The sequence below is a fragment of the Actinoplanes sp. NBC_00393 genome (assembly GCF_036053395.1).
In the GTDB taxonomy this organism is placed as follows: domain Bacteria; phylum Actinomycetota; class Actinomycetes; order Mycobacteriales; family Micromonosporaceae; genus Actinoplanes.
Map to the genome: position 1 here is coordinate 7619028 of NZ_CP107942.1, position 24932 is coordinate 7643959.

22 protein-coding genes are annotated in these 24932 nt (G+C 70.6%); 8 read left to right on the forward strand and 14 right to left on the reverse strand.

Annotated features, from left to right (window positions below; translation table 11 throughout):
- Window positions 1–75: 75 nt before the first annotated feature.
- The gene (locus OHA21_RS35175; protein ID WP_328462425.1) at window positions 76–1074 is read right to left on the reverse strand and encodes a Gfo/Idh/MocA family protein; all 999 of its coding nucleotides are present in this window, start codon (window positions 1072–1074) and stop codon (window positions 76–78) included.
- On the reverse strand, window positions 1071–2177 hold the full coding sequence (locus OHA21_RS35180; protein ID WP_328462427.1) for a DegT/DnrJ/EryC1/StrS family aminotransferase: 1107 nt from the start codon (window positions 2175–2177) through the stop codon (window positions 1071–1073). The genes OHA21_RS35175 and OHA21_RS35180 overlap by 4 nt, the downstream gene beginning before the upstream one ends.
- Before the next feature lie 197 nt (window positions 2178–2374).
- Here OHA21_RS35180 and OHA21_RS35185 point away from each other — a divergent pair, with 197 nt between their 5' ends.
- Window positions 2375–2863, forward strand: coding sequence for an NUDIX hydrolase (locus OHA21_RS35185; protein ID WP_328462429.1), 489 nt, complete (start codon window positions 2375–2377; stop codon window positions 2861–2863).
- Here OHA21_RS35185 and upp read toward each other — a convergent pair.
- Window positions 2860–3492 (reverse strand): uracil phosphoribosyltransferase, encoded by a 633-nt coding sequence (gene upp, locus OHA21_RS35190; RefSeq protein ID WP_328462431.1) that lies wholly within the window; start codon window positions 3490–3492, stop codon window positions 2860–2862. The genes OHA21_RS35185 and upp overlap by 4 nt on opposite strands.
- A 59-nt stretch (window positions 3493–3551) precedes the next feature.
- Here upp and deoC point away from each other — a divergent pair, with 59 nt between their 5' ends.
- The 6 genes from deoC (at window position 3552) to OHA21_RS35220 (ending at window position 10821) form a co-directional block, all read left to right on the forward strand.
- The gene (gene deoC, locus OHA21_RS35195) at window positions 3552–4481 is read left to right on the forward strand and encodes a deoxyribose-phosphate aldolase (protein WP_328462433.1); all 930 of its coding nucleotides are present in this window, start codon (window positions 3552–3554) and stop codon (window positions 4479–4481) included.
- 10 nt (window positions 4482–4491) lie between these two features.
- On the forward strand, window positions 4492–5916 hold the full coding sequence (locus OHA21_RS35200; RefSeq protein ID WP_328462435.1) for an aldehyde dehydrogenase family protein: 1425 nt from the start codon (window positions 4492–4494) through the stop codon (window positions 5914–5916).
- Window positions 5909–6745, forward strand: coding sequence for an aldehyde dehydrogenase family protein (locus tag OHA21_RS35205; RefSeq protein ID WP_328462437.1), 837 nt, complete (start codon window positions 5909–5911; stop codon window positions 6743–6745). Before OHA21_RS35200 ends, OHA21_RS35205 begins: the two co-directional genes overlap by 8 nt.
- Before the next feature lie 97 nt (window positions 6746–6842).
- On the forward strand, window positions 6843–7715 hold the full coding sequence (locus tag OHA21_RS35210; protein ID WP_442874945.1) for a DNA primase: 873 nt from the start codon (window positions 6843–6845) through the stop codon (window positions 7713–7715).
- Window positions 7716–7782: 67 nt separating this feature from the next.
- A complete protein-coding gene (locus tag OHA21_RS35215) occupies window positions 7783–9987 on the forward strand; it encodes a transposase (protein ID WP_328462441.1) in 2205 nt (734 codons plus the stop codon).
- Between the two features lie 129 nt (window positions 9988–10116).
- Window positions 10117–10821 (forward strand): HAD family hydrolase, encoded by a 705-nt coding sequence (locus OHA21_RS35220; RefSeq protein WP_328462443.1) that lies wholly within the window; start codon window positions 10117–10119, stop codon window positions 10819–10821.
- 59 nt (window positions 10822–10880) lie between these two features.
- Here the strand turns inward: OHA21_RS35220 and OHA21_RS35225 are convergent, their stop codons facing one another.
- The 5 genes from OHA21_RS35225 to OHA21_RS35245 all read right to left on the reverse strand — a co-directional run bounded on the left by OHA21_RS35225 (window position 10881) and on the right by OHA21_RS35245 (window position 17405).
- Window positions 10881–11468, reverse strand: a complete 588-nt coding sequence (locus OHA21_RS35225; protein ID WP_196413414.1) for a GTP-binding protein — start codon at window positions 11466–11468, stop codon at window positions 10881–10883.
- A gap of 1 nt (window position 11469) precedes the next feature.
- The gene (locus OHA21_RS35230; RefSeq protein ID WP_045740042.1) at window positions 11470–11850 is read right to left on the reverse strand and encodes a DUF742 domain-containing protein; all 381 of its coding nucleotides are present in this window, start codon (window positions 11848–11850) and stop codon (window positions 11470–11472) included.
- A 90-nt stretch (window positions 11851–11940) separates the two neighbouring features.
- Window positions 11941–12345 (reverse strand): roadblock/LC7 domain-containing protein, encoded by a 405-nt coding sequence (locus OHA21_RS35235; protein WP_014447580.1) that lies wholly within the window; start codon window positions 12343–12345, stop codon window positions 11941–11943.
- Entirely contained in the window at window positions 12342–15830 is a 3489-nt protein-coding gene (locus tag OHA21_RS35240; protein WP_328462448.1) for a sensor histidine kinase, read from the reverse strand. Before OHA21_RS35240 ends, OHA21_RS35235 begins: the two co-directional genes overlap by 4 nt.
- A gap of 453 nt (window positions 15831–16283) precedes the next feature.
- Window positions 16284–17405 carry an adenosine deaminase gene (locus OHA21_RS35245; RefSeq protein WP_328462450.1) on the reverse strand — a complete coding sequence of 374 codons (1122 nt, stop codon included), beginning with the start codon at window positions 17403–17405 and terminating at the stop codon, window positions 16284–16286.
- Window positions 17406–17431: 26 nt separating this feature from the next.
- On the opposite strand from OHA21_RS35245, the gene OHA21_RS35250 reads away from it, so the two are divergent.
- Complete coding sequence (locus OHA21_RS35250; RefSeq protein ID WP_328462452.1) at window positions 17432–18232, forward strand: putative RNA methyltransferase; 801 nt, start codon at window positions 17432–17434, stop codon at window positions 18230–18232.
- Here OHA21_RS35250 and OHA21_RS35255 read toward each other — a convergent pair.
- From OHA21_RS35255 to OHA21_RS35280, 6 genes are read right to left on the reverse strand one after another with little or no spacing between them, the layout of a single operon-like run.
- Window positions 18229–18909 carry a DUF4272 domain-containing protein gene (locus OHA21_RS35255; protein WP_328462454.1) on the reverse strand — a complete coding sequence of 227 codons (681 nt, stop codon included), beginning with the start codon at window positions 18907–18909 and terminating at the stop codon, window positions 18229–18231. The two genes, OHA21_RS35250 and OHA21_RS35255, sit on opposite strands and share 4 nt — an antisense overlap.
- A 6-nt stretch (window positions 18910–18915) precedes the next feature.
- Window positions 18916–20193, reverse strand: coding sequence for a thymidine phosphorylase (locus OHA21_RS35260; protein WP_328462456.1), 1278 nt, complete (start codon window positions 20191–20193; stop codon window positions 18916–18918).
- Window positions 20190–20903 (reverse strand): cytidine deaminase, encoded by a 714-nt coding sequence (locus OHA21_RS35265; RefSeq protein WP_328462458.1) that lies wholly within the window; start codon window positions 20901–20903, stop codon window positions 20190–20192. Before OHA21_RS35265 ends, OHA21_RS35260 begins: the two co-directional genes overlap by 4 nt.
- 15 nt (window positions 20904–20918) lie before the next feature.
- Window positions 20919–22187 carry an ABC transporter permease gene (locus OHA21_RS35270; RefSeq protein WP_328462460.1) on the reverse strand — a complete coding sequence of 423 codons (1269 nt, stop codon included), beginning with the start codon at window positions 22185–22187 and terminating at the stop codon, window positions 20919–20921.
- Between the two features lie 4 nt (window positions 22188–22191).
- Window positions 22192–23430 (reverse strand): ABC transporter permease, encoded by a 1239-nt coding sequence (locus OHA21_RS35275; protein WP_328462462.1) that lies wholly within the window; start codon window positions 23428–23430, stop codon window positions 22192–22194.
- On the reverse strand, window positions 23427–24905 hold the full coding sequence (locus OHA21_RS35280) for an ABC transporter ATP-binding protein (protein ID WP_328462464.1): 1479 nt from the start codon (window positions 24903–24905) through the stop codon (window positions 23427–23429). The genes OHA21_RS35275 and OHA21_RS35280 overlap by 4 nt, the downstream gene beginning before the upstream one ends.
- Window positions 24906–24932 lie beyond the last annotated feature (27 nt).

Genomic DNA, 24932 nt, shown 5'->3' on the forward strand with positions numbered 1-24932 from the left:
CTCGCACGAAGGCACCCCGGAACGGCAGTTCCGCGCTGGGGTACCAGGGCGTTACTACGGCAACGTCACGCGCCATCAGGTCGCGGGGATCGTGAGGGTCGCGCTGGTCCTCGCGGACTCGAGCACCACCTCAGCCACCTTGACCGTACGCATGCCCTGCTCGAGGGTGACGATGTCGCTCTCCTTGCCGTCCACCGCGTCACGGAAGCGCTCGTGCTCGACCAGCAGCGGCTCCCGCTTCGGGATCGCGTACCGGATCATGTCGCCCTCGGCGACGCCACGGAAGGCGCGCAGCGCCTCCCACTCGGTGCCGACCGCGCCGTTGGCGTAGAAGGTCAGGTCGGCGGTGAGGGTGTCGGCGACGAAGCTGCCCCGCTCGCCGGTGATGACGGTGGACCGCTCCTTGAACGGGCTCAGCCAGTTCACCAGGTGGTTCGCCATCAGACCGCCGGCCAGGCCGGCCACCGCGGAGACCATGTCCTCGTGCGGACGGCCGCTGCGGGACGCGGTCCGCGCCGAGACCTGCTCGTACGGGCGGCCGGTGACCCAGGCGGTCAGGTCGATGTCGTGGGTGGCGAGGTCCATCACCACACCGACGTCGGCGATCCGGCCCGGGAACGGGCCCTGCCGCCGGGTGACGATCTGGTAGATCTCGCCCAGCTCGCCGGACTCCAGGCGGGTCCGCAGGCTCTGCAGCGCCGGGTTGTAGCGCTCGATGTGACCGACCGCGCCGACCAGGCCACGGCTCGCGAAGGCCTCGACCAGCCGACCGGCCGCCTCCACCGACGGGGCCAGCGGCTTCTCGATCAGGGCGTGCACACCGGCCTCGGCCAGGCGCAGGCCGAGCTCCTCGTGCAGGGCGGTCGGCGAGGCCACCACCACGTAGTCGACGCCGATCTTCAACAGCTGGTCCAGGTCGGAGACGACCGGCACACCGTGCGGTCCGACCGCGTTCGGCGCCGGGTCGACCGCGCCGACCAGGTCGACGCCGTCCAGCAGGCTGAGCACCCGGGCGTGGTTGCGGCCCATCGCGCCCAGCCCGATCAGGCCGGCGCGCAGCACCTTGCCGGTCATGCGCTCACCGCCGCGTCGTTCACGGCCGCGACGATCCGGTCCAGGTCCTCGGTGGTCAGGCTCGGGAAGATCGGCAGGGAGAGCACCTCGCCGGTGGCGCGGTCGGTCTCCGGCAGCTTCCACGGGCCGGGCTGGCCGTCCTCGGTCAGGTAGGGACGCAGCCGGTGGATCGGCGTCGGGTAGTAGGGCGCGCTGCCGATGCCCCGCTCGGCGAGCGCGGCCTGGAACGCGTCCCGGTCACCGGAGACCCGGATCGTGTACTGGTGGTAGACGTGCTTGGCGCCGGCGGCGACCGCCGGGACGACCACGCCGGTCAGGCGCTCGTCCAGGTACGCGGCGTTGGCCCGGCGCTTGTCGGTCCAGCCGGCGAGCTTGCCGAGCTGCACCCGGCCGATCGCGGCGGCGACGTCGGTGAGCCGCATGTTCGCGCCGACGATCTCGTTCTGGTACCGCTGCTCCATGCCCTGGTTGCGCAGCAGCCGCAGCTTGCGCGCGAACTCCGCGTCAGCCGTGGTGATCATGCCGCCCTCGAGCGAGTGCATGTTCTTCGTCGGGTAGAAGCTGAAGCAGCCCGCGACACCGAAGGCGCCGACCGGCGTGCCGTTCAGGCCCGCGGCGTGCGCCTGCGCGGCGTCCTCCACCACGGCGAGGCCGTGCGCCTCGGCGATCGGCATGATCCGGTCCATCGCGGCCGGGTGCCCGTACAGGTGCACCGGCATGATCGCCACGGTGCGCGGCGTCACGGCGGCGGCCACCGCGTCGGGGTCGATGCAGAAGGTGGCCGGGTCGATGTCCGCGAAGACCGGCGTCGCGCCGGCCAGCCGGACCGCGTTGGCGCTGGCAGCGAAGGAGAACGACGGCACGATGACCTCGTCGCCCGGCTTCAGGTCGAGCGCGAGCAGCGCCAGCTGCAGGGCCGACGTGCCGGAGTTCACCGCCACGCAGTGCCGGCCGTCGACCAGCTCGCTGAACTCGTTCTCGAAGGCCGCGACCTCCGGGCCCTGAACCACCATGCCGCTGCGCAGGACGCGGACCGCGGCTTCGATCTCATCCTCACCGATCACCGGACGAGCGGGCGGGATGGCAGGCTGGGAGCCCGTCATGGGCGTTCCTCCTGAGCGAAGAGTAAGAGGTGCGTAGGGAGCGTGTCACTCCCCGCAACGACGCACGCTAGGGGTGCCGGTGCATGGCGCCGGCCGCGCATCGACGACGGCGCACGAGATGGTACAGCACTTACGCCAGTTGGAACGGTCCGGCGTACGCGGCCACTGTACCCGGCAGCCACTCTAGGGTGGCGGCCGTGCAGGCCATCCTCGCTACCCTCGGTTATGTCCTCTCCGCCGACGGGAGTCGGCTTCTGATGATCCGGCGGGACACCCGTCCGGACGACATCCACTTCGGCAAGTACAACGGGCTCGGCGGCAAGCTGCACCCGGACGAGGACGTGGTCTCCGGCATGCGCCGGGAGATCGCCGAGGAGTCCGGGCTGGAGTGCCACCGGCTCGATCTGGCCGGGACGATCTCCTGGCCCGGATTCGGCCGGAACGGCGAGAACTGGTTCGGCTTTCTGTTCCGGATTCCGGACTGGTCGGGCACCCCGCTGTCGGCCAATCCGGAAGGCTCGCTGCACTGGGTCGAGAAGGCCGACGTGCTGGCCGGCCGCGTCCCGATGTGGGAGTCGGACCGGCATTTCCTCCCGCTCGTCCTCGGTGACCAGCCGCGCCCGTTCCACGGCGTGATGCCGTTCGCCGACGGCAAGGCGCTCAGCTGGTCGCACACCCCCGGCTAGAAGCGCCGCATGCCGCCGAACTGGCGGTCGCCGGCGTCGCCGAGGCCCGGGACGATGTAGGCCTTCTCGTTGAGGCCCTGGTCGATCGAGGCGGTCACCAGGCGCAGCGGCAGGTCGGAGGCGGCGAGCCGCTCGATACCCTCCGGTGCGGCCAGCACGCAGCAGATGATGATGTCGGTGCAGCCCCGGTCGGCGAGCAGCTTGCAGCAGTGCAGCAGCGAGCCGCCGGTGGCGAGCATCGGGTCGAGGACGAGGACCGGCTGGCCGGAGAGGTCGCCGGGCAGCGACTCCATGTAGGCACGCGGCTCGTACGTCTTCTCGTCGCGGGCCAGGCCGACGAAGCCCATCGACGACTCGGGCAGCAGGCCCAGCGCCGCGTCGGCCATGCCGAGGCCGGCGCGGAGCACGGGCACGATCAGCGGTGGGTTGGCCAGCCGGGTGCCCTCGGTCGGCGCGACCGGGGTCTCGATGGGGTACTTCTCGACGGCGAAGAGGCGGGCCGCCTCGTAGACCACCATGGTGGTGAGCTCGTGCAGCGAGGCGCGGAAGACGCCGGAGTCGGTGTCCGCACGACGCATCGCGGTGAGCCGGGTCTGGGCCAGCGGGTGATCTACAACCAGGACGTCCACGGGCTCAACCTACCGTTCCATCAAGATCAATTGTCGGTGGGCTGCGTAGAATCGCTCTCATGACTGTGACAGCGGCCACCGGGCTGTCCGATCTCCGCTCATTCCTGCACGGGCTGCCCGGTGTCGACAAGGTGGGTGTCGAGGCCAGAGCGGCCGCGCTCGGCACCCGATCGGTGAAAACGAGCAGCAAGGCCAAGGCCATCGACCTGGCCATCCGCATGGTCGACCTGACCACGCTGGAGGGCGCCGACACGCCGGGCAAGGTGCGGGCGCTCTGCGCCAAGGGCCGCCGGCCCGATCCGGCCGACCCGAGCTGCCCGCCGGTGGCCGCGATCTGCGTCTACCCCGCGATGGTCCCGGTCGCCTCGGCCGCCCTCGCCGGCTCGGGCGTGCACCTGGCCAGCGTCGCGACCGCGTTCCCGTCCGGGCAGGCGCCGCTCGAGGTGAAACTGGCGGACACGCGGAGTGCGGTCGAGGCCGGCGCCGACGAGATCGACATGGTGATCAGCCGGGGCGCGTTCCTGGCCGGCGACTACCGCAAGGTGTTCGACGAGATCGTCGCGGTCAAGGAGGCGTGCGGGGACGCCCATCTCAAGGTCATCCTGGAGACCGGCGAGCTGGCGACGTACGACAACGTGCGCCGGGCGTCCTGGCTGGCGATGCTGGCCGGCGCCGACTTCATCAAGACCTCGACCGGCAAGGTCGCGGTGAACGCGACCCTCCCGATCACCCTGGTCATGCTGGAGGCGGTCCGCGACTTCCGGGAGCGGCACGGGCGGCAGGTGGGGGTGAAACCGGCCGGCGGCATCAAGAACACGAAGGACGCGATCAAGTACCTCGTGATGATCAACGAGACGGTCGGCGACGACTGGCTGCACCCGGACTGGTTCCGGTTCGGCGCCTCGTCGCTGCTCAACGACCTGCTCATGCAGCGGACCAAGCTCACCACCGGCCACTACGCCGGTCCGGACTATTTCACCCTGGACTGAGTGAGGGGTCATGTTCGAGTACGCACCCGCGCCAGAGTCACGCTCCGTCGTCGACATCGCCCCGTCGTACGGATTGTTCATCGACGGTTCATTCGAGCAGGCCTTGGAGGGCGGCGTCTTCAAGACGGTGAACCCGGCCTCCGAGGAGGTTCTCGCCGAGATCGCCGCAGCCGGCCAGGAGGACGTGGACCGGGCCGTCGCCGCCGCCCGCCGCGCGTTCGGGCCGTGGTCCGCGCTGCCCGGGTCGGAGCGCGCGAAGTACCTGTTCCGGATCGCCCGCATCATCCAGGAGCGCTCCCGCGAGCTGGCCGTGCTGGAGTCGCTGGACAACGGCAAGCCGATCAAGGAGTCGCGGGACGTCGACCTGCCCCTGGTCGCGGCGCACTTCTTCTACTACGCGGGCTGGGCCGACAAGTTGGCGTACGCGGGCTTCGGCCCCGATCCGCGCCCGCTCGGCGTCGCCGGCCAGGTCATCCCGTGGAACTTCCCGCTGCTGATGCTGGCCTGGAAGATCGCGCCGGCGCTGGCCACCGGCAACACCGTGGTGCTCAAGCCGGCCGAGACGACGCCGCTGTCCGCGCTCTTCTTCGCCGACGTCTGCCGGCAGGCCGAGTTGCCGGCCGGCGTGGTGAACATCGTCACCGGGGCCGGCGATACCGGGGCGTACCTGGTCTCGCACCCCGACGTGAACAAGGTGGCCTTCACCGGCTCCACCGAGGTGGGCCGGGAGATCGCCCGCGCGGTGGCCGGCACCGGCAAGCGCCTGACCCTGGAGCTGGGCGGCAAGGCGGCGAACATCGTCTTCGACGACGCGCCGATCGACCAGGCGGTCGAGGGCATCGTGAACGGCATCTTCTTCAACCAGGGACACGTCTGCTGCGCCGGCTCCCGGCTGCTGGTGCAGGAGTCGATCGCCGAGGAGCTGCTCGCCTCGCTGAAACGTCGGATGGCGACGCTGCGGGTCGGCGACCCGCTGGACAAGAACACCGACATCGGCGCGATCAATTCGGCCGCGCAATTGGCGCGTATTACCGAATTGTCAGAAATCGGTGCAGGCGAGGGCGCGGAACGCTGGTCGCCGGCCTGCGAACTGCCGGACCGGGGTTTCTGGTTCGCTCCGACGATCTTCACGGGCGTCACCCAGGCCCACCGGATCGCCCGGGAGGAGATCTTCGGACCGGTCCTGTCGGTCCTGACCTTCCGGACCCCGGCCGAGGCGATCGAGAAGGCCAACAACACTCCGTACGGATTGTCCGCCGGCATCTGGTCGGAGAAGGGCTCACGGATCCTGTCGATCGCCGACAAACTGCGCGCCGGCGTGGTGTGGGCCAACACGTTCAACAAGTTCGACCCGACGTCGCCGTTCGGCGGCTACAAGGAGTCCGGCTACGGCCGGGAGGGCGGCCGGCACGGCCTGGAGGCGTACCTTGCCTAAGACAGCCAAGGCGACGGAACCGACGCGGCTTTCCGTACGCAAGACCTACAAGCTCTACATCGGCGGCGCCTTTCCTCGCAGCGAGTCAGGACGGACGTACGTGGTGAACGGCGACAACGTGGCCCTCGCCTCGCGCAAGGACGCCCGGGACGCGGTGGTGGCCGCCCGTGCCGCCCAGCCGAAGTGGGCCGGCGCCACGGCGTACAACCGGGGGCAGGTGCTCTACCGGATCGCCGAGATGATCGAGGCGCGGCGTGCCGAGTTCAAGGCGCTCGGCGTGCCGGGAGCTGAGGTGGACGCCGCGGTGGACCGCTGGGTCTGGTACGCGGGCTGGTCCGACAAGATCGCCCAGGTGGCCGGCGGAGCGAACCCGGTGGCCGGGCCGTTCTTCAACATCTCCGCACCGGAGCCCACCGGCGTCGTCGCCGTCGTCGCCCCGCCCACCCTGCTCGGCCTGGTCAGCGTCGTAGCCCCGGCCGTGGTCACCGGCAACACGGTGGTCGTGCTCGCCGCTGATCCACAGATTGCGATCACCCTGGCCGAGGTGCTCGCCACCTCGGACGTGCCCGGCGGCGTGGTGAACGTCCTCACCGGCCGGTATGCGGAGACCGCACCCTGGCTGGCCGCGCACGCCGACGTCAACGGTTTGGACCTGACCGGTGTCGAGGACCCCGATCTGGCCGTTGAACTGGAGAAGGCGGCCGCCGGCACGCTCAAGCGGGTGGTCCGGCCACCCGCCGGCGGCGTCGACTTCACCGCCGACCCGGGACTGCGTCCGATGACCGCGTTTCTGGAGATCAAGACTGTGTGGCACCCGAAGGGCTACTAGGAACAGGGACGGGGCCGCTGTCACACAGCGTTGCCTACTAGGGTGTGTGCCCAGAGTCACCCGTCCCGCCACCCCCAAGATCACCCGGAGGTCTACCGTGACCAGCCAGTCCGACGAGCCCGAGGCGTCCGCGCCGGTGGCCGAGAAGTCCTCGACCGGGGGCGGTTCCGGGCGTGAGCTTTGGGAGAGCGTCCGCATCCAGCCGGTCGAGATCGCACTGCCGGGCGGGGTGGGGCTGACCCTGCGGGCGTACCGGAAGGCGTCGGAGATCACGCCGACCGAGATCGAGGCCGACGAGGACGACCCGTTCGAGAGCCGCAAGCGCGCCGCCGAGGACGACGAGGAAGTCATCGTCGACGAGGAGTTCCAGGCGCTGCTCGCCGAGGGCGAGGCCGACAAGGACGGAGCCGAACGGGCTGATGGTGAGCCCGATCCGGCCGACTTCGAGGACGAGCCGGAGGAGGCCGCGACCCAGGCGGGCGACGAGGAAGTACCCATGTTCCTCAGCCACAAGGGCCGCCTGCTCGCCTTCAAGAGCGCCGAATCGCTGGTCTCCTTCCTTCGTTCGGGTGCTCCGCACGATCTCGCACAATTGGACACCTGGGGCACCGTCGCGGAGCGGGTACAGTCGAGCGACATCGACCCGCTGCCGGATGATCGCTACGAGCTCGACCTCGTGGTGGAGAACCTGCGTGGCGGCCATGACACGTGGGATCTGCCGCTGCTCATCGCTGCCGGTGAGGTGGCCCGCGACCTGGGATACGCGCTCCGTATCAAGCCGGTGATCCTGGCACTGTCGCCCGGCTCACCACTCGACGACCTGGACGAATCACTCCGCGCCGCGGAAAGTGGCGGTATGGGTGGTTTCTTCGGCCGGCGGCGATTGAAGAAAATCGGGGCACAACAGGCAAGCCTGGGTTGGCGCTCCGTCATCGGCAAGATCTCTGCCGCTGTGGACTGGCGTGACTGACCGATTACCAGGGAACATCAGTCCTTGGCCACAGAAAAGCAGCAGTCCCGGGGAGGAGGACGACGCCGTGGCGCTCGTGCGCGTGTACTGCGGTCTGGCGTCGGCTGATGACGCGGTGCGTTCGGCCTCGGCCGCGCCACTGACCATCGCCGTGGTGGACGACGCAGGCCGGTTGCTCGGCGTCCATGAGATCAGTGACGACCCGGCCGGTTACGCCCAGCTGGGATCGCTGCTCGTGGAACGGACGACCGGTTTCAGCGACGCGGCAGTCGCCGCGGACAGCGACGACCACGTGGTCACCTCACTGCTGACCGCGGCCGGCCGGCCGCTGGTGGTCATCGACGACGACGACGCGGACGACTTCGCGGAGCGTTTCTCCGACGACGAGTCCCCGGACGAGATCCAGGCGCCGGCCGCCGCACGCCGCGCGGTCGGCCTGGCCCGGGCACTGCAGGCCGGCGCGATCGCTGCGGTGAACCTGCCCACCCCCCGGGACCTGGTCAGTTACAAGCCGGTTCTGGCCGCCCACGTCGCCATGCTCAACGGGCGGCACGCGGCCGCGGCCGCCCTGCGCGAGGTACTGCGCGAGCTCTACCCCGCCGCCCTCCGGGCCTATCCGGATCCCGCGCACCGCCTGGCCCTCGCCGTGCTCGACGCGGTGCCCGAGCCCGGCCGGCTGACCGCTCGCGGCGCCGACCCGGAGCACACCGCCCGGGAGATCGCCGTCGAGCTGACCCGGGCCGGCGCGGGCACCGAGGACCAGGTGATCGCCGCCGTCACCGCTCTGCACGTGGCGATCAGCGAGTCGCCCCGGCGGGGCGGGGTCAACAAGTCCCTGGCCCCGGCCGCCGCCGACGCGGTCCGTCAGGCGATCGGCGCGGTCCGCTCCTGCGACGCCGCCTGCACCGCTCTGGTGGGCACCCTCAGCGCCCGCGGCATGCAGTCCGCCGGCACGCCGAGCGTGGGACGCCGGGCCACCCGCCGGGCTCCCGAGCCGGCTCCGATGCAGTCCGCCCCGAGCACCGAGATCCCGCGTTTCGGCCGGCGTGGCCGTCCCGAGCCGGCGTCCACCGGCGCCGGACCGGCCAGCCCGCAGCCGATGACCGCACCGCCGGTCGCGCCGGACCCGATCGCTCCCCCGCCGATCGCACCGGCCGCGGCCAACGGCCTTCCCAGCCGGACCGGCAACCCGGGCAACCGGCCCGTCTCGGTCCCGCCGCCTCCGCCCGGCATGACCCCGATCACTCCGGGCTCGCGTCCGGTGCCGGCGTCGCGCAACCCGGGCGCGCCCTCGTCGGTGCAGCCCGCGGCCGGCCGAAGCACCCCCGCCGAGCAGGGCGAGCCGTTCCGGCCCACCCTCACCAACGCCGAGCTGAACCGGGCCCGGGCCGAGCGGCAGCGCACGGTCATCCCGTCCCGGCCGAACACCCGCCCGTCCGCGCCGGCCAACGGCACGGCGAGCGGGCCGACCGACCTGAGCCTGCCGATGCCCTCCCCGCGTCCGGCGCAGGAGATGCCGGAGCCGGGTTCGCGGGCCAACTGGCCGCTGCTCAACACCGGGAACGACGACGCCCCAGCGGCGCCGCCGGCCGCCGCCGCGGTCAGCTCGCCGCCCGCGTCGGGCCGGGTGAAGCCGCCGTGGCAGGACATGCCGCAGGAGCCGCCGTCACTGCGCCTGGTGGAGTCGCAGCTGGGCAACCGGGGCGCCGGTCTCGACCCGGTCCAGACGCCGCCGCTGCGCTTGGTCGACGGCGACAGCCGGAGTGCCGGCGGGACCTCCAGCACGAAGCTGACCGCCCTGGACCGCAGCACCACCCCGCCGGTTCCCGCCGACGGCAGCGACGGTGACCTGCTGATCTTCGCGGCGGCCCGGTCCGCCTGGTTCACCGGGCACGACGAGTCCAACAAGCCCGACAAGCTGGACTGGACCAACCCGAACGACAGCGGCTGGCGTGCGGCGGAGAAGGCCGCCACCCCGGCCGTGGCCGCCGAGACCTCGGCCGGCCTGCCGAAGCGGGTGCCCCAGGCCAACCTGGTCCCAGGCTCGCCGCTGCGCGAGGAGCGCCCGCTGCGGATCGTCCGCGACGCCGCGTCGATCGCCGCGCACACCACCGGTTACTTCCGTGGCTGGCGGCGCGGGCAGGAGATCGGCGGTTTCGCGATGGGTGGCCGGCCCGGACGCGAGGCGGCCGGCGGGTGGGACTTCACCCGGGACGGCCAGCCGGCCGACGACTACCGAAACAACAACAACGCCGGCTACGGCGGTCGCTGACCGAAAACGTGGATGGGCCGCGACCCGCTGGGTCGCGGCCCATCTCGGTATCCGAAGCTGGACGGACGCGAGCGATCGTCGCCGCGACCCGCTCGCTCGCGACCCATCGCCGTATCCGAAGCTGCACGGATGCGAGCGATCGTCTTCGACTTCTTCGGTACGCTGACCGACCCCTCCGCCGAGACATTGCGCGCGGACACCTTCGCCGCGACCGCAGCGGTCCTCGGCATTCCGCCGGAACGGTTCTGGACCGCGATGTCGGGGAGCTTCCCGCAGCGCGTGGTGGGCGAGTACGGCAGCACCGCCGACACCCTGCGCCGGATCGCCGGCGAGTGCGGCGCCGACCCGGACCAGGAGACCCTCGCGGCCGCGATCACCAGTCACCACGCGGGCGCTGAGCTGGTCCGCAGGCCGCGTTCCGGTGCACTGCCCACCCTGGATCACCTGCGGGCCGGCGGCTACCGTCTGGGCCTTCTCAGCGACTGCTCCAGTGAGCTCTGCGAGGCGTGGGCGGACACCCCGTACGCGTCCCGCATCGACGCCCCGGTCTTCTCCTGGCGCGAGGGACACCGCAAGCCCGACCCCCGCCTGTACGCCACCGCAGCGGCCCGCCTGGGCGTGCCCGCCGAGGAGTGCTGGTACGTCGGCGACGGTGGCAGCCGCGAGCACGCCGGCGCCGAGCGGGCAGGCATGCGACCGGTACTGATCACGAACGCCGGGCATCCGGGCGCGCACGCCTTCCGGGTTGATCCGGACGCGTTCGTGCCACGGCTGAGCATCGACGACATCACCGAGCTGCCGGCCCTACTGCATCGATACGCTCACTCAGCGTAAGTGCAAGCGGGCACGGAGAAGCCCCGCTCCGGCCGGCGGAGCGGGGCTTCGACCGTTCGTCAGGCCGGCGCTACCGCGCGCGAGCGACGCATCGTCAACACATACTCGACCAGCGAGATGAGGACGTTCTTCGTCGACTCACGGTTGCGGGCGTCACAGCTCACGACGGGCACGTCGCTCGAGACCGCGAGAGCGTCCCGAACGTCCTGCGCGTTGTGATACTGCATGCCGTCGAAGCAGTTGATCGCCACCAGGTACGGCAGGCGACGATGCTCGAAGAAGTCGATGGCGGCGAAGCAGTCGGCGAGCCGACGCGTGTCCACCATGACCACAGCACCGATCGCACCCCGGACCAGCTCGTCCCACATGAACCAGAACCGCGTCTGGCCGGGGGTACCGAACAGGTAGAGGATCAGGTCCCGGTCGATGCTGATCCGGCCGAAGTCCATGGCGACGGTGGTGGTCATCTTGCCCGGCACCTGCCGGTTGTCGTCGACACCCACACCCGCCGAGGTCATGATCGCCTCAGTCGTCAGTGGGGTGATCTCCGAGACCGACCCCACCAGCGTCGTCTTACCGACGCCGAAGCCACCGGCGATGACAATCTTCGCCGATGTCACGCGTCCCGCAGCGGGACGGTGCGACATGTCAGAGCCTGCGAAGTCCACTCAGCACCCTTTCCAGCAGTTCCGTGCCTACCGCGTCGGTCTCGTCTTCGAGCGAGGTGGGCTCATACACCGCAACCAGGCCATCAGTGGCCATGTCGGCGACGATCACACGTGCCACACCGAGCGGCAGTTGCATGCGTGCGGCGATCTCGGCGAGCGACTGAACGCGCCCCCCGTCGCACATCGCCGCGATGTACTGATGCTCGCTTCCACCCTGCCCGCCGCGGCTGATTCCAGAACGGCCGCGCACGGTTGTCTCGACCAGCGCTTCCAGCGCTATCTCAAGCTTCGGCCGGGTCCGACCGCGGGTCACGGCATACGGCCTGACCAGCGCGCCGGTCGGCTCATCGCGTTCAGGCATCGTCACCGTCAACCCCTCCCTCGGCCCCTAGAAGTGTATTAGTTGTCAAGGTTTCTGACAGTAGCCGACTGGGCCGGCTACCAGTCCCTCTCAGCCCAGCACCCCGGCCGCCGAACGCGGCGCGGGAGTCAGTGCCTCGCCGACGCGGTCGACCAGGAGAGCCATCTCGTAGCCCACCTGCCCGACGTCGCAGCTGCGCGCTGCGAGCACCGCGAACGAGGAACCGTCGGAGATGGACATCAGGAACAGGAACCCATTGTCCATCTCGACGACCGTCTGGAGAACGGCGCCACCCTCGAAGCACCGGGCGGCGCCCTGGGTCAGGCTTACCAGGCCGGACGCGATGGCCGCCAACTGGTCGGCACGGTCGCGCGGAAGGTCCCGCGAGGCCGCGAGGAGCAGGCCATCGGCGGAGACCGCGATCGCGTGCGCAACCCCGGGTACGCGGTCGGCGAAGTTGGCCAGAAGCCAACCGAGATCCTGCGTAGATGTCATGCCTCATGCTCCTTGCCAGCCTGCGAGGGCTGCTGCCCTCCTGGAGTCTCCTCCAGGTTGGTCGATTGTTCCTTGGTGCGACCGCGCTGAACACCCCGGTGGTACGCGGAAAGCAGACCGCGAACCCCCTCAGGCGTACGACGCTGGACGGAGTTACCGCCCCGGTCAACACCGCCGGGGACGAGTTGCGCCATCGGCGTGCGCTTCGGAAGGCCTGCCGTGGTGGTGGTCTCGACCGGCGCCTCGGCCGCCATGCGGGCCGCCTGCCAGCCGTCGTCAGCCGCGGTGCGCCACGGGTTGTTGCCGCCCGCGCCGTTGCTGTAGGAAGCGGCCGTGGCTGCTGCCCCGACCGTGGCCGTGTCACGTTCCTCGGGCGGACCGGCCTGCTGCGGCACGCCGGCCGAGCGGGTCGGCTCGCCGGTCGGGATCCGCTGCGAGAGAACCGGCTCGTCACCCGAACCGTTGGTGCTGCGCGGCGGCGCATCGGTACGCGCCGTGGTGAACCAGGCCGACTCGAGCTCCCGGAAGATCGGCAGCTCCATCGTCTCGTCGGCGAACGGAACCGCGCCTTCCTGGTGTGCCGAGGCCTGCGCCGCGGCGATCTGTGCGGCGGCCGCGGCATGCGCCTCGGCAGCAGCGATCTCGGGTCCGGCCGGAACCGGCGGGGCCGACACCGGAACCGGTGCGGTCTGCGGGTTGGTCGGACGGGCCACCTGCGCCTGCGACTCGAAGGCCTCGGGCCGGTAGCGCGGCAGTTCCGCGGTCATGTCGAGCGCCGCGGCAAGGTTCTCCGGCACGTGCGGGGTCGCGCCGGCCTCCCGGTCGGCGGCGACCGGCGGCCAGGCCGGCGGCGCCGAGGCGAACGGGTTGCGCTGCTCGAGCGGCTGCCCGGAGACCGGGGCGGCCGAGATCGGCTCGGCCGGAGCCGCGGAGATCGGAGGACCGGAGACCGGCGGCGCCGACGAGACCGGCGGAGCGGAGATCGGCGGCACGGGCGGCGCGGACACCGGCGGCATGAACGGGTTGCGGCCCTGGCTCTCCGGGTTGGCCGGCAGCTGACGCGGGATGGTCGCGCCACCGAAGCCGTTGGTCTCCCCGTCGGGACGCTGGAACTCGCCGCCGTTGCGCCGCTGCACCAGGTCGTCGAGACCGGCGAAGCCCTGCGGGGCGGACGGCAGCGGCGGGATGACCTCGTTGCTGCGCGGGCCGTGGAAGCCGTTGGCCGAACCGTTCGCACCGTTCAGACCGAAGTTGGCGGGCGGCGGAGCACCGGTGAGGTCCGACCAGGCCGGCACGCCACCGTTGCTGATGCTCGCCGTGTCGAACGGCCGGCCGCCACCGTTGCCACCACCGGGGTAGCCACCGCGGCCGCCCTCCAGCGCAAGCGGTTCGTCGAACCCGATCGGGCTCGGCTCGCCGTAACCGTTGGTCTGCACCCGGGCCGAGGCCGCGGCGGCCAGGACCGAGATCGGCAGGCCGACCTCGGCGACGGTGCCGCGTTCGCGGTCGGCGGGCCGCAGCTCGACGCGGACGCCGTGCCGGTTGGCCAGCCGGGCGACCACGACGAGGCCCATCATCCGGGAGACGGCCACGTCCACCGTCGGCGGGTTGGCGAGCCGCTCGTTCAGGTCGCGGAGCTGCTCGCGGCTGATGCCGATGCCGTGGTCCTCGACGGTGAGCACCGCGTTCTCACCCATCCGGCGCGCCTCGACGAGGACGTGCGAGTTCGGCGGGGAGAAGGCGGTCGCGTTGTCGAAGAGCTCGGCGACCAGGTGGACCATGTCGTTGACCGCGTGGGCCGCGACCTCGATCTCCCGGTCGATCATGCCGAACTCGATGCGGGTGTAGTGCTCGACCTCGGACTGGGCGGCACGGAGCACGTCGATCAGAGCGGCCGGCTCCCGCTGCACGCGGGTCGAGTCGGCGCCGGCGAGGACCAGGAGGTTCTCGTCGTTACGCCGCATTCGGGTGGCCAGGTGGTCGAGCTGGAAGAGCTCGGCCAGACGGTCCGGGTCCTCCTCGCCGCGCTCCAGCCGGTCCAGGTGACCGATGAGCCGGTCGACCAGGATCTGCGAACGGCGGGCGAGGTTGACGAACATCGTCGCGACCGAGGCACGCAGGGCGGCCTGCTCAGCCGCAGTACGCACGGCCTCGAGGTGAACCGCGTTGAACGCCTCGGTCACCTGCCCGAACTCGTCCCGGCTCCGGACCGGCAGCGGCTCGGCGATCTGGTCGGCGACCTGGGCCGGGGTGAGCGACGCGGAGAGCGCCGGGTCACGCAGCCGGCTCACCGCGTGCGGCAGACCGAACTGGGCGACCGCGAGGGCACCCTGGCGCAGCTCACGCAGCGAGCGGGCCATCGAGCGGGCGACCAACCAGGCGAACAGGATGGCCAGCAGGAGCATGCCGAGCAGCACGCTGGTCTCCAGGAAGACCCGCTGGTTGGTGTCGTCCCGCAGGACCGTCGCCTGATTCACGATCTCGGCGTCGAACTTGCTCTCCACGTCCCGGAAGAGGTCGTTGTACCCCTTCATCGCCTCTTCCCAGCTCGGGGTCTGCATGAAGGGCGGGCTCTTGGTGTTCCCACCCTGCAGGGCGAGCAGCGGGACGGTGAGGTTGGTCGCGGCACGAACCTTGTCGCCGGTGATGGTGTCGGCGATGGTCTGGTTCTCGGCGTCGGTGCCACTCGCCTCGATGGAGCTCTTGGCGAGGTTCTTACCGACTTCGGTCTGCAGGAACGCGGTACGCAGGTCCGCGGTCAGATCGCCCTGGCTGATCACCTGGTGACCCAGGTACCGCTGCTGGGCGATGTACTCCTTCTGGCGGGCGACCGCAGCGACCACGCCGAGACGGCTGCTCAGGTCGGGGTCCGTGGCGAGCTGGGCAGAGGCCTCGCGCACCTGGAGGAGGTCCTCGATCAGCCGGGTGTAGGCATCCTTGACCGTCTTGAGGTCCGGCTCCGCGCCGCTGCCGTTGCCGACCTTGCTCCGGAACGACGGCAGGTCCTCGAGGTTGTTGTCGAGACGGAGGAGCAGGACGCCGACGTTCTGCGGCACCTCTTCGAGCGCGCCCTTCTGCTGCGCGTAGGGCCCCTTGGCCTCATCCGCGCCGGGGTGCTCGTCGGTGTACAGCTTCTTCGCCGCCGCGGCCTGCTGGTTGGCGGCGTCCTTGACGGCGTCGCTGGGGGCGGTCCGGGCCTTCTCCTTCGCGAGCGTCAGCATGACCGCGTAGGTGCGCTCAGCCTGCAGGTGGTCGACGAGAGCACCGGCGTTCTGCGAGAGCACCGAAAGGGTGCGAGCACGCTCCGCGTTGCTGGCCTCGTCGATGTGGTCCACGAGGCCGTTGACGCCAACGATGATCGTCGCCACGGTCGGGACCAACATGATCAAGCCAAGCTTTGACCAGATTGGTAGGTCTCGCAGTCGACCAGCGGGTCGACTGAGACGCGACATGACGCCGTTCGCCGTGTTGGGGCGCTTGCTCACGTCACCGTCCTCCTGATTCGGGCCCGGCATTCGGCTTGCCGGGCACCGCGCACGGCCGACTCGCCGGGTCGGGCCCCCGAGATTCCATCACGACAAGTGTCAAAGAGAAAGGGCGCGCGGACACGGACCGGTTGTGTGACGCGATGTTGCAACATCGAAGTTGAACATCGCCGGTCTCGTATCACTGCCTGTAGATGTGCACATCTCTCAAGGTCACTTCACTCGGTCGGCACTGCGTTGGGGGGTGGCTTCTGGCCGACCGGGACCCGATCCTAGTCGATCGCGGCAGAAACGACGATGGCTCGCTTCCGCGCGATCGGCAAGGCGAGATGCCGGATTCTGCCGACTTTGCAGGCGGCAGTCTAGCCGAACGGTGGACCGCCGAAGCCGGACCGTCGATTTCTTTTGACGTACGTTCGTCCCTTTCCCGGGAAAGGGCGACAAGCCGGACTTTCAGCTCACCAACTTGGCATACGCCGGCTTGATCACCTCGTTGATGATCACCAATCGCTCGTCGTACGGGATGAACGCCGACTTCATCGCGTTGATCGTCAGCCACTGCAGTTCCATCCAGCCCCAGCCGAACGCCTCCGCGAGCAGTGTCATCTCGCGGGACATCGACGTACCGCTCATCAGCCGGTTGTCGGTGTTGACCGTGACCCGGAAGCGGAGATCGTGCAGCAGCTTGATCGGGTGCTCGGCGATCGAGGGCGCCGCACCGGTCTGCACGTTCGACGAGGGGCACAGCTCGAGCGGGATCCGCTTGTCCCGGACGTAGGCGGCGAGACGGCCGAGCACCGGCGGGGCGGCCTGTGTGCCACCGGTCGCGGTGACCGCGCTCGGGCCCTCCGGCGCGCTGTTGATGTCGTCGATGATGCGCACGCCGTGGCCCAGCCGGTCGGCCCCGCACCACTGGATGGCCTGCCAGATCGACGGCAGCCCGAAGGCCTCGCCGGCGTGGATGGTGAAGTGGAAGTTCTCCCGCTGCAGGTACTCGAAGGCGTCGAGGTGCCGGGTGGGCGGGAAGCCGGCCTCGGCGCCGGCGATGTCGAAACCGACCACGCCGACGTCCCGGAAGCGGACGGCCAGCTCGGCGATCTCCTGCGACCGGGCGGCGTGCCGCATGGCGGTCAGCAGGGTGCCGATCCGGATCGGCGTGCCCTGCGCCTCCGCCTCGGCGCAGCCCTCACGGAACCCGGCGTGCACCGCCTCGACCACCTCGTCCAGGCTCAGCCCTTTTTCCAGGTGCTGTTCCGGGGCGTAGCGGACCTCGGCGTAGACCACGCCGTCGGCGGCCAGGTCGAGCGCGCACTCCTTGGCCACCCGGTGCAGGCCCTCGCGCGTCTGCATCACCGCCACGGTGTGCGCGAACGTCTCCAGGTACCGTTCCAGCGAGCCGGAGTCGGCGGCCGCGACGAACCACTCGCCGAGCTGCTCCGGATCCCGGGTGGGCAGTTCGTGATCGACGGCTTCGGCGAGCTCGACGATGGTGGCCGGCCGCAGACCGCCGTCCAGGTGGTCGTGGAGCAGAACCTTCGGTGCCTTGACGATGTCGGAATGCGCGATGCCAGCCATCAGAAGAGCCTAGAGGGAAGCCCCCGATGATCGACGGAGCAATTCCGTATCTGTGGTGCCCGGTGTGCCGCGAACCACTCACGCGACGCGAGCGGGCCTTGCGCTGCGCGCGCGGGCACAGCTTCGACATGGCCAAGCAGGGGTACGCCGACCTCAGCGCAGGACGTCTGCCGCACACCGGTGACACCGCGGAAATGGTCGCCGACCGCGCCGATTTCCTGGCCGCCGGGCACTACGACTTCATCGCGTCGGCGCTCGCCGAACACCGGACCGACGGGCTGGTCCTGGACGCCGGCACCGGAACCGGCGACTATCTGGCCCGCTTCCTGACGGACTCCCCCGGAGCGACCGGCCTCGGCCTGGACGTCTCCAAGCCCGCGCTGCGCCGGGCGGCCCGGGCCCATCCACGCGCCGCGGCCGTCCTGACCGATCTGTGGCGGCCGCTGCCGGTGGTGGACGCGTGCGCCGCCGTGATTTTGAACGTCTTCGCGCCGCGCAACGGCCCGGAGTTCCGCCGTGTGCTCCACCCGGACGGCGTGCTGCTCGTCGTCACTCCGGCCGCCGACCACCTCACCGAACTGATCGCCACGCACCACCTGATCCACGTCGACCCGAACAAGTCGGAGCGGGTGAGCGCGGCGCTCGGCGACCATTTCGAGCTCGTCTCCGGCACCGCGCTGCGGCGGTCGATCATGCTCACCGCGGCGCAGACACGCACTCTGATCGGCATGACCCCGAGCGCACGGCACGTGCCGCTGGAGGACCTGCCGGCGCGGGCGGTCGAGGTGACCGCGGCGGTCGATCTCGCGGTCTACCGGCCGCGCTAGACCGACAGGTCGACCTCTTCCCACTCCGGGGGTTTGTCGTGGTAGGGGCCGTGGAAGATGACCGCCCACTCCAGCGCCCAGCGGCGCTGGCCGATCGCGTTGCTGTCCACCTCGCCGGGCAGTGACCGGCCCTGCTGCTCGGCCTCCTGGTACGCCCAGTCCAGGCAGTAGTAGAGGTCCAGCAGCACCGCGGCCTCGATCGGGTCACGGACCGCGACCAGCGACCGGGAACGCCAGCTGGTGAAGGTCTCGCCGCCCGGCAGGTCCGGCATCTGGTCCATCAGCCGCTCCTCCGGCGGCACCGTGGGATCCAGGTGCCGGCTCAGGCCGAGCAGCCAGCCCAGGGCGAACACCGCGTCGTGGTGCAGCACGAACGAGCGGTGGTCGCCCTTGGCCCCGATCACGAACTGCCACTCCGGCGGGGTGACCGATTCGACCAGGTGGGACCCGAGCAGCCAGCTCATCGCCGCCTCGGTGGGCATGCCGAAGCAGCGCGCGACGACGACGTGCAGCACCGCGGCGCGGGCTTCCAGCTCGGCGACCGGTCGCAGTTCGACCGTGTCACCCGCCTCCCAGACCAGCGGAAACGCAAGGGGCGGGAGGGGCAGGCCGAGACGAGCGAGTTCGTCGAGGCTGGCCTCGCGAACCGCTCGGGGATCGGGGGCGGCCTTTGTCATGGTCGGTCAGGCTATGCGGTCCAGCAGGAGGCGGACAGAGGCGGGCTCCTCGTCACCGATGCGGATCGCCCCTTCGGCGTCGTCGCGGGCCACCGGAATCCGGGACTCGTCGTCAGCGCGCAGCTCGAGCAGCACGTCACCGGCCTTGACCCGGTCGCCGGGGCGGACCTTGAGCTGAACGCCGGCGCCGAAGCTGACCGGGTCCTCCTTGCGCGCCCGGCCGGCGCCCAGACGCCAGGCGGCGATGCCGATCCCGTACGCGTCGACGGTCTGCACCACGCCGTCGCTGCCGGCCCGCAGCATCTCGGTGTGCGCCGCGGTCGGCAGTGCCGCGTCCGGGTCGCCGCCCTGCGCCCGGATCATCGCCCGCCAGCTGTCCATCGCCGCGCCGGACGCGAGCGCCTTCGCCGGGTCGGCGTCCACGCCTGCCGCGGCCAGCATCTCCCGGGCCAGCGCGAGGGTCAGCTCGACCACGTCGGCCGGACCGCCACCGGCGAGCACCTCGACCGACTCCGCGACTTCGTTCGCGTTGCCCACGGCGTACCCGAGTGGGGTGTTCATGTCGGTGAGCAGCGCGACCGTGGTGACCCCGCTGTCCTTGCCGAGCTGGACCATGGTCCGGGCCAGCTCCTGGGCGGTCGGCAGGTCCTTCATGAAGGCGCCGGTGCCGACCTTGACGTCCAGGACCAGCGCGCCGGTTCCCTCGGCGATCTTCTTGCTCATGATCGAGCTGGCGATCAGCGGGATGGCCTCGACGGTGCCGGTGACGTCGCGCAGCGCGTAGAGCTTGCGGTCGGCGGGGGCCAGGCCCTCGCCGGCGGCGCAGATGACCGCGCCGATGTCCTGCAACTGGCTCTTGAACTGCTCGTTGGAGATCCGGGCCTGCCAGCCCGGGATCGATTCGAGCTTGTCCAGGGTGCCGCCGGTGTGCCCGAGACCGCGCCCGGACAGCTGCGGCACGGCCACCCCGCACGCGGCCACGAGCGGGGTGAGCGGCAGTGTGATCTTGTCGCCGACGCCGCCGGTGGAGTGCTTGTCGGCGGTCGGCCGGGAGACCGACGACAGGTCCAGCCGCTCACCACTGGCGATCATCGCGGCGGTCCACCGGGCGATCTCCGCCGGCGTCATCCCGCGCAGCAGGATCGCCATGGCCAGCGCCGACATCTGCTCGTCGGCGACGACACCCTTGGTGTACGCGTCGACCACCCAGTCGATCTGCGCGTCGGAGAGGCTGTGGCCGTCCCGCTTCGCGCGGATGACGTCCACAGCTGTGAAATTGCTCATTCTGTACCTTCCCACCGCTGGGGGATGCCGTCGGGCACTTCCCCCTCACCGGCCCACGCGAGTTTGCCTTCGGCGTCGACCACCACGACCCGCGGCGAACGGACCAGTCCCCAGGCCACCGCGGCGGCCGCGGTCGGAAAATTCGGCCCCTCCTCGAGGATGCCGGTGGTCTCGGCCGCGCCGGGCGTGCCGGACGAGCGTTCCCAGTACGCCGTCCAGATGGTCTCGCCGCCGGACAGGTCGGGGTGGACGAAGACCGTACCCCGGCCCCGCCATTTGGCCAGCTCGGCGGGCACCTCGGCGCCGCCGGCCGGGCCGGTGACCCGCTCCATGTCCTCGTAGCCGAACGCGTGCGGCAGCAGCTCGGTCATCCGCAGCGGCCGGGGCAGCGCCTCGACCAGCAGCTCCGGGCCGCCGTGCTCCCAGAGCAGCTGGCGGCACCGGCCGCACGGCATCAGCGGCGCGCCGGTCGCGTCCACGCAGGAGATCGCCACCAGCCGTCCCCCGCCGGTCGCGTGCAGCGAGCTGACCAGCCCGCACTCGGCGCACAGGGTCATGCCCAGCGACGCGTTCTCCACGTTGCAGCCGACGACCATCCGACCGTCATCGGTCAGCCCGGCAACCCCCACCGGGAAGTCGGAAATCGGCACATAGGCGCGCCGCATCGTCTCGATGGCGGCCGCGCGCAGTCCTGCCCAGTCGATCTCCATAGCTTTGATTCTGCCTCAGCCCTTGACGTAGGGGAGACCGTCTGCAGCCGGGGCACGCACCCGTCCGACCAGGCCGGCCACCGCGATGATGGTCGCGATGTACGGCAGCATGTTGAGGAACTGGCTGGGCACCGGGCTGCCGACCGCGCTCAGGTAGGTCGCGAGCTTCTGGGCGAAGCCGAAGAAGAGCGCCGCGCCGAGCGCCCCGATCGGCGAGTACCGGCCGAAGATCAGGGCGGCCAGCGCGATGAAGCCGGCGCCCGCGGTCATGTTCTTGGTGAAGCTGCCGGTCGCCACCAGGGTGAAGTAGGCGCCGCCGAGGCCGGCCACCACCCCGCCGAGCAGCACGTTCATGTACCGCAGGCCACGCACCCGGACACCCACGGTGTCGGCTGCCGTCGGGTGCTCGCCGACCGCCCGGGTGCGCAGGCCCCAGCGAGTCCGGCTCAGCGCGAAGAAGATCACCACGACCAGCAGCAGCGCCACCCAGACCAGCAGGTTCGCCCGGAAGAGCACCGGGCCGATCACCGGGATGTCGGAGAGTCCGGGGATGCTCCAGGTGGGCATCTGCGGCGGGGTGTTGTAACTGGTCGCGTCGGTCTGCATCAGCCGCTCGTAGAGGAAGCCGGTGATGCCCAGCGCGAAGAGGTTGAGCACCATACCGACCACGACCTGGTCGACCAGGTAGCGGATGGAGAGCACGGCCAGGATGGCGGCGATGATCACACCGCCGACCGCGGCGCTGATCAGGCCGGCCCAGACGCTGCCGGCCATCGTGCCGATCAGTGCGCCGGCGAACGCGCCCATCAGGAACTGGCCCTCGATCGCCACGTTCACCACACCGGAGCGCTCGCCGAGCACACCGGCCAGCGCGCCCAGGATCAGCGGCAGAGCCAGCTGCAGGGTGCCGCTCGTGGTGTCCACCAGCGGCAGGAACTTGCCCGCCACCTGCCAGCACAGGAACGACAGGACGAAGGACAGGATGCCGAGGCTGAGCAACAGGTTCTGGTACTGCTTGGCGCGCCCGCTGAAGAGCACCCCACCCGTCACCACGGTCAGCACGCCGAACAGGATCGCGCCGAGCTGACCGTTGATCGAGATCGCGGCGCCCTCGGCGTCCTCGCTGAGCGTGAAGCGCGCGGCCTCGCTCGGGGCGAGCGCGCCGAACAGCACGGCGGCCAGGCCGCCGACGATGATCAGGCCCAGGCCGAGGCGGCGCTGCCGGGTCCAGAACGGCTCCGGAGCGGCGACCTCGGTCAGCTCCTCCACAGTCGCGGTCGACATGTCCTCAGCCCTTCGCCAGGGTCACGCCGGGCCGCATGCTGCGGCTGGCGCGGAGTCGGAAGATCGCCTTAACCAGTGCGGGGGCGGCGATGAAGATGACGATCAGGGCCTGCAGGACGGTGACCAGCTCCAGCGAGATGCCGGAGAAGGTCTGCATCCGGTTGCCGCCGGCCCGCAGGGCGCCGAACAGCAGCGCCGCGAAGAAGGTGCTCCACGGCTTGTTGCGGCCGAGCAGCGCGACCAGCAGACCGTCGAAGCCGATGTTGCCGGCCACGGCCGGGGTCAGCGCGTGGGCGGTGCCGAGCACCTGCGTGGCGCCGCCCAGGCCGGCGAGGCCACCGGCGACGGCCATCAGCAGCGCGTACGTCTTGGCCACGCTGATACCCGCGGTCTCCGCGGCGTGCGGGTTGGCGCCGACGGCACGCAGCTCGAAGCCGAACGCGGACCGGTTGAGCAGCCAGGCCACGCCGAAGGTGACGGCCACCGCGATGAGGATGCCCAGGTGCACCCGGAGCACCCCGCCGAACGACGGCAGCTGTGCGGACTCGGCGACGGCCTTGCTGATCGCGTCGGTCCGGTCCGGGTCCTGGACGCCCTTCTGCAGCACCAGCCAGGACAGGAAGAGGCTGGCGATGTAGTTCAGCATGATCGTGGTGATCACCTCGTGGGCCCCGGTGCGGGCCTTGAGGATGCCCGGGATGAACCCCCAGATCGCACCGCCGATGACGCCGGCGATGAGCGCGATCAGCAGGTTAAGCACGATCGGCAGGCCGAACGAGAAGCCGACGACCCCGGCCGTGATGCAGCCGAGCACCGCCTGGCCCTGGGCGCCGATGTTGAACAGGCCACCGCGGAACGCCAGCGCCACCGAGAGGCCGGTGAAGACCAGCGGCGCCGCGTAGGTGAGCGTCTCCGAGAGCGGGGCGAACGCTTCCTGCCAGGTGCCGGTTCCGGAGAACCAGGCCTGGTACGCCGCCGGGTCCCCCAGCGCGCCCTTGAGCAGGTCCGAGTACGCGGTGCTGATCAGTTCCCAGCTCGACGAGATGGCGTCGCTCGGCCGGGCGGTGAAGTACCCGAACTTCGCCAGCACCTCCGAGTCGGAGACCACGATGAGGACCGCGCCGATCACCACGGCCAGGAACGCCGACAGCAGGGTGACCGTGACGCTGTTCGCCGACCACAGGTTGCGTACGAAATGGCTGACGAAGGAGTCCTCGTCAGACTTCCGCGGCTCGGCGGTCACTTGGACTCCTCTTCTCCGCCGGTGATGCCGGCCATCAGCAGACCGATCTCCTCGCGGGGGGTGTCCGGGGAGACGACGGCCAGGATCCGGCCGCGGTACATCACCGCGACCCGGTCCGCGAGCCCGACCACCTCGTCGAGCTCACTCGAGACCACGAGCACCGCGGTGCCCTGGTCGCGCTCGTGGATGATCCGGCCGTGGATGAACTCGATCGACCCGACGTCCACACCACGGGTCGGCTGCGACGCGATGAACAGGCGCAGCGGGCGGGACATCTCCCGGGCCACCACGACCTTCTGCTGGTTACCGCCGGACAGGGTGCCGACCGCGGTCTCCGGGCCCTGACAGCGGATGTCGAACTGCTCGATCCGCTCCCGCGCCGACTCGCCGACCTTGGCCGGGTTGAGCTTGAACGCGTTGCCGTACGGCGCCCGGTCGTACATGTCGAGGACCAGGTTCTCGGCGACGGTGAACTCCTTCACCACGCCGTCGTGGCTGCGGTCCTCGGGGATGTAGCCGACGCCGGAGCGCAGGATCTTCTTGGTGCTCATGCCGGACAGGTCCTCGTTGTCCAGCTCGACCGAGCCGGCCCGCACCGGGCGGAGGCCCATGATCGCCTCGACCAGCTCCTCCTGGCCGTTGCCCTGCACACCGGCGATGCCGAGCACCTCACCGGCGCGCACCACCAGGTCCAGACCGTCCACGGCGCGGGCGCCACGGTCGTCCTCGACGACCAGGCCGGAGATCTGCAGCACGTTGCGGCCGGGCTCAGCCGGGGTCTTGCTGACCTCCAGGCTGACCGCGCGGCCGACCATCAGGGAGGCGAGCTCGTCCTCGCTGGTCTGCGGGGTGGCGGTGCCGACCACCTTGCCGCGCCGGATCACGGTGATCCGGTCGGCGATCGACTTGACCTCTTTGAGCTTGTGGGTGATGAAGACGATCGACTTGCCGAGCTCGGTGAGCGAGCGCATCACCGTGAGCAGTTCCTCGGTCTCCTGCGGGGTCAGCACCGCGGTCGGCTCGTCCAGGATCAGCAGGTCCACGTCGCGGGTCAGCGCCTTGACGATCTCCACCCGCTGCTGGGCGCCGACCGGCAGGTCCTCGACCAGCGCGTCCGGGTCGACCGGCAGGCCGTACTTCTTGGAGGTCTCGAGGACGTCGCGGCGGGAGCGCCGGCGGTCCAGCCAGCCGAGCGGGCCGCCGCGCACCTCCTCGTGGCCGAGCGCGATGTTCTCCGCCACGGTGAAGACCGGGACCAGCATGAAGTGCTGGTGGACCATGCCGATGCCGGCCGCGATGGCGTCCCGCGGGCTGCGGAAGACCTTCGGCTCGTCGTTCACGATGATCTGGCCCTCGTCCGGCTGCAGCAGGCCGTAGAGCTGGTTCATCAGCGTGGACTTGCCCGCGCCGTTCTCGCCGAGGAGGGCATGCACCTCGCCGGGTTCGACGGTGATGTCGATGTGGTCGTTGGCCACCAGGTCGCCGAAGCGCTTGGTGATGCC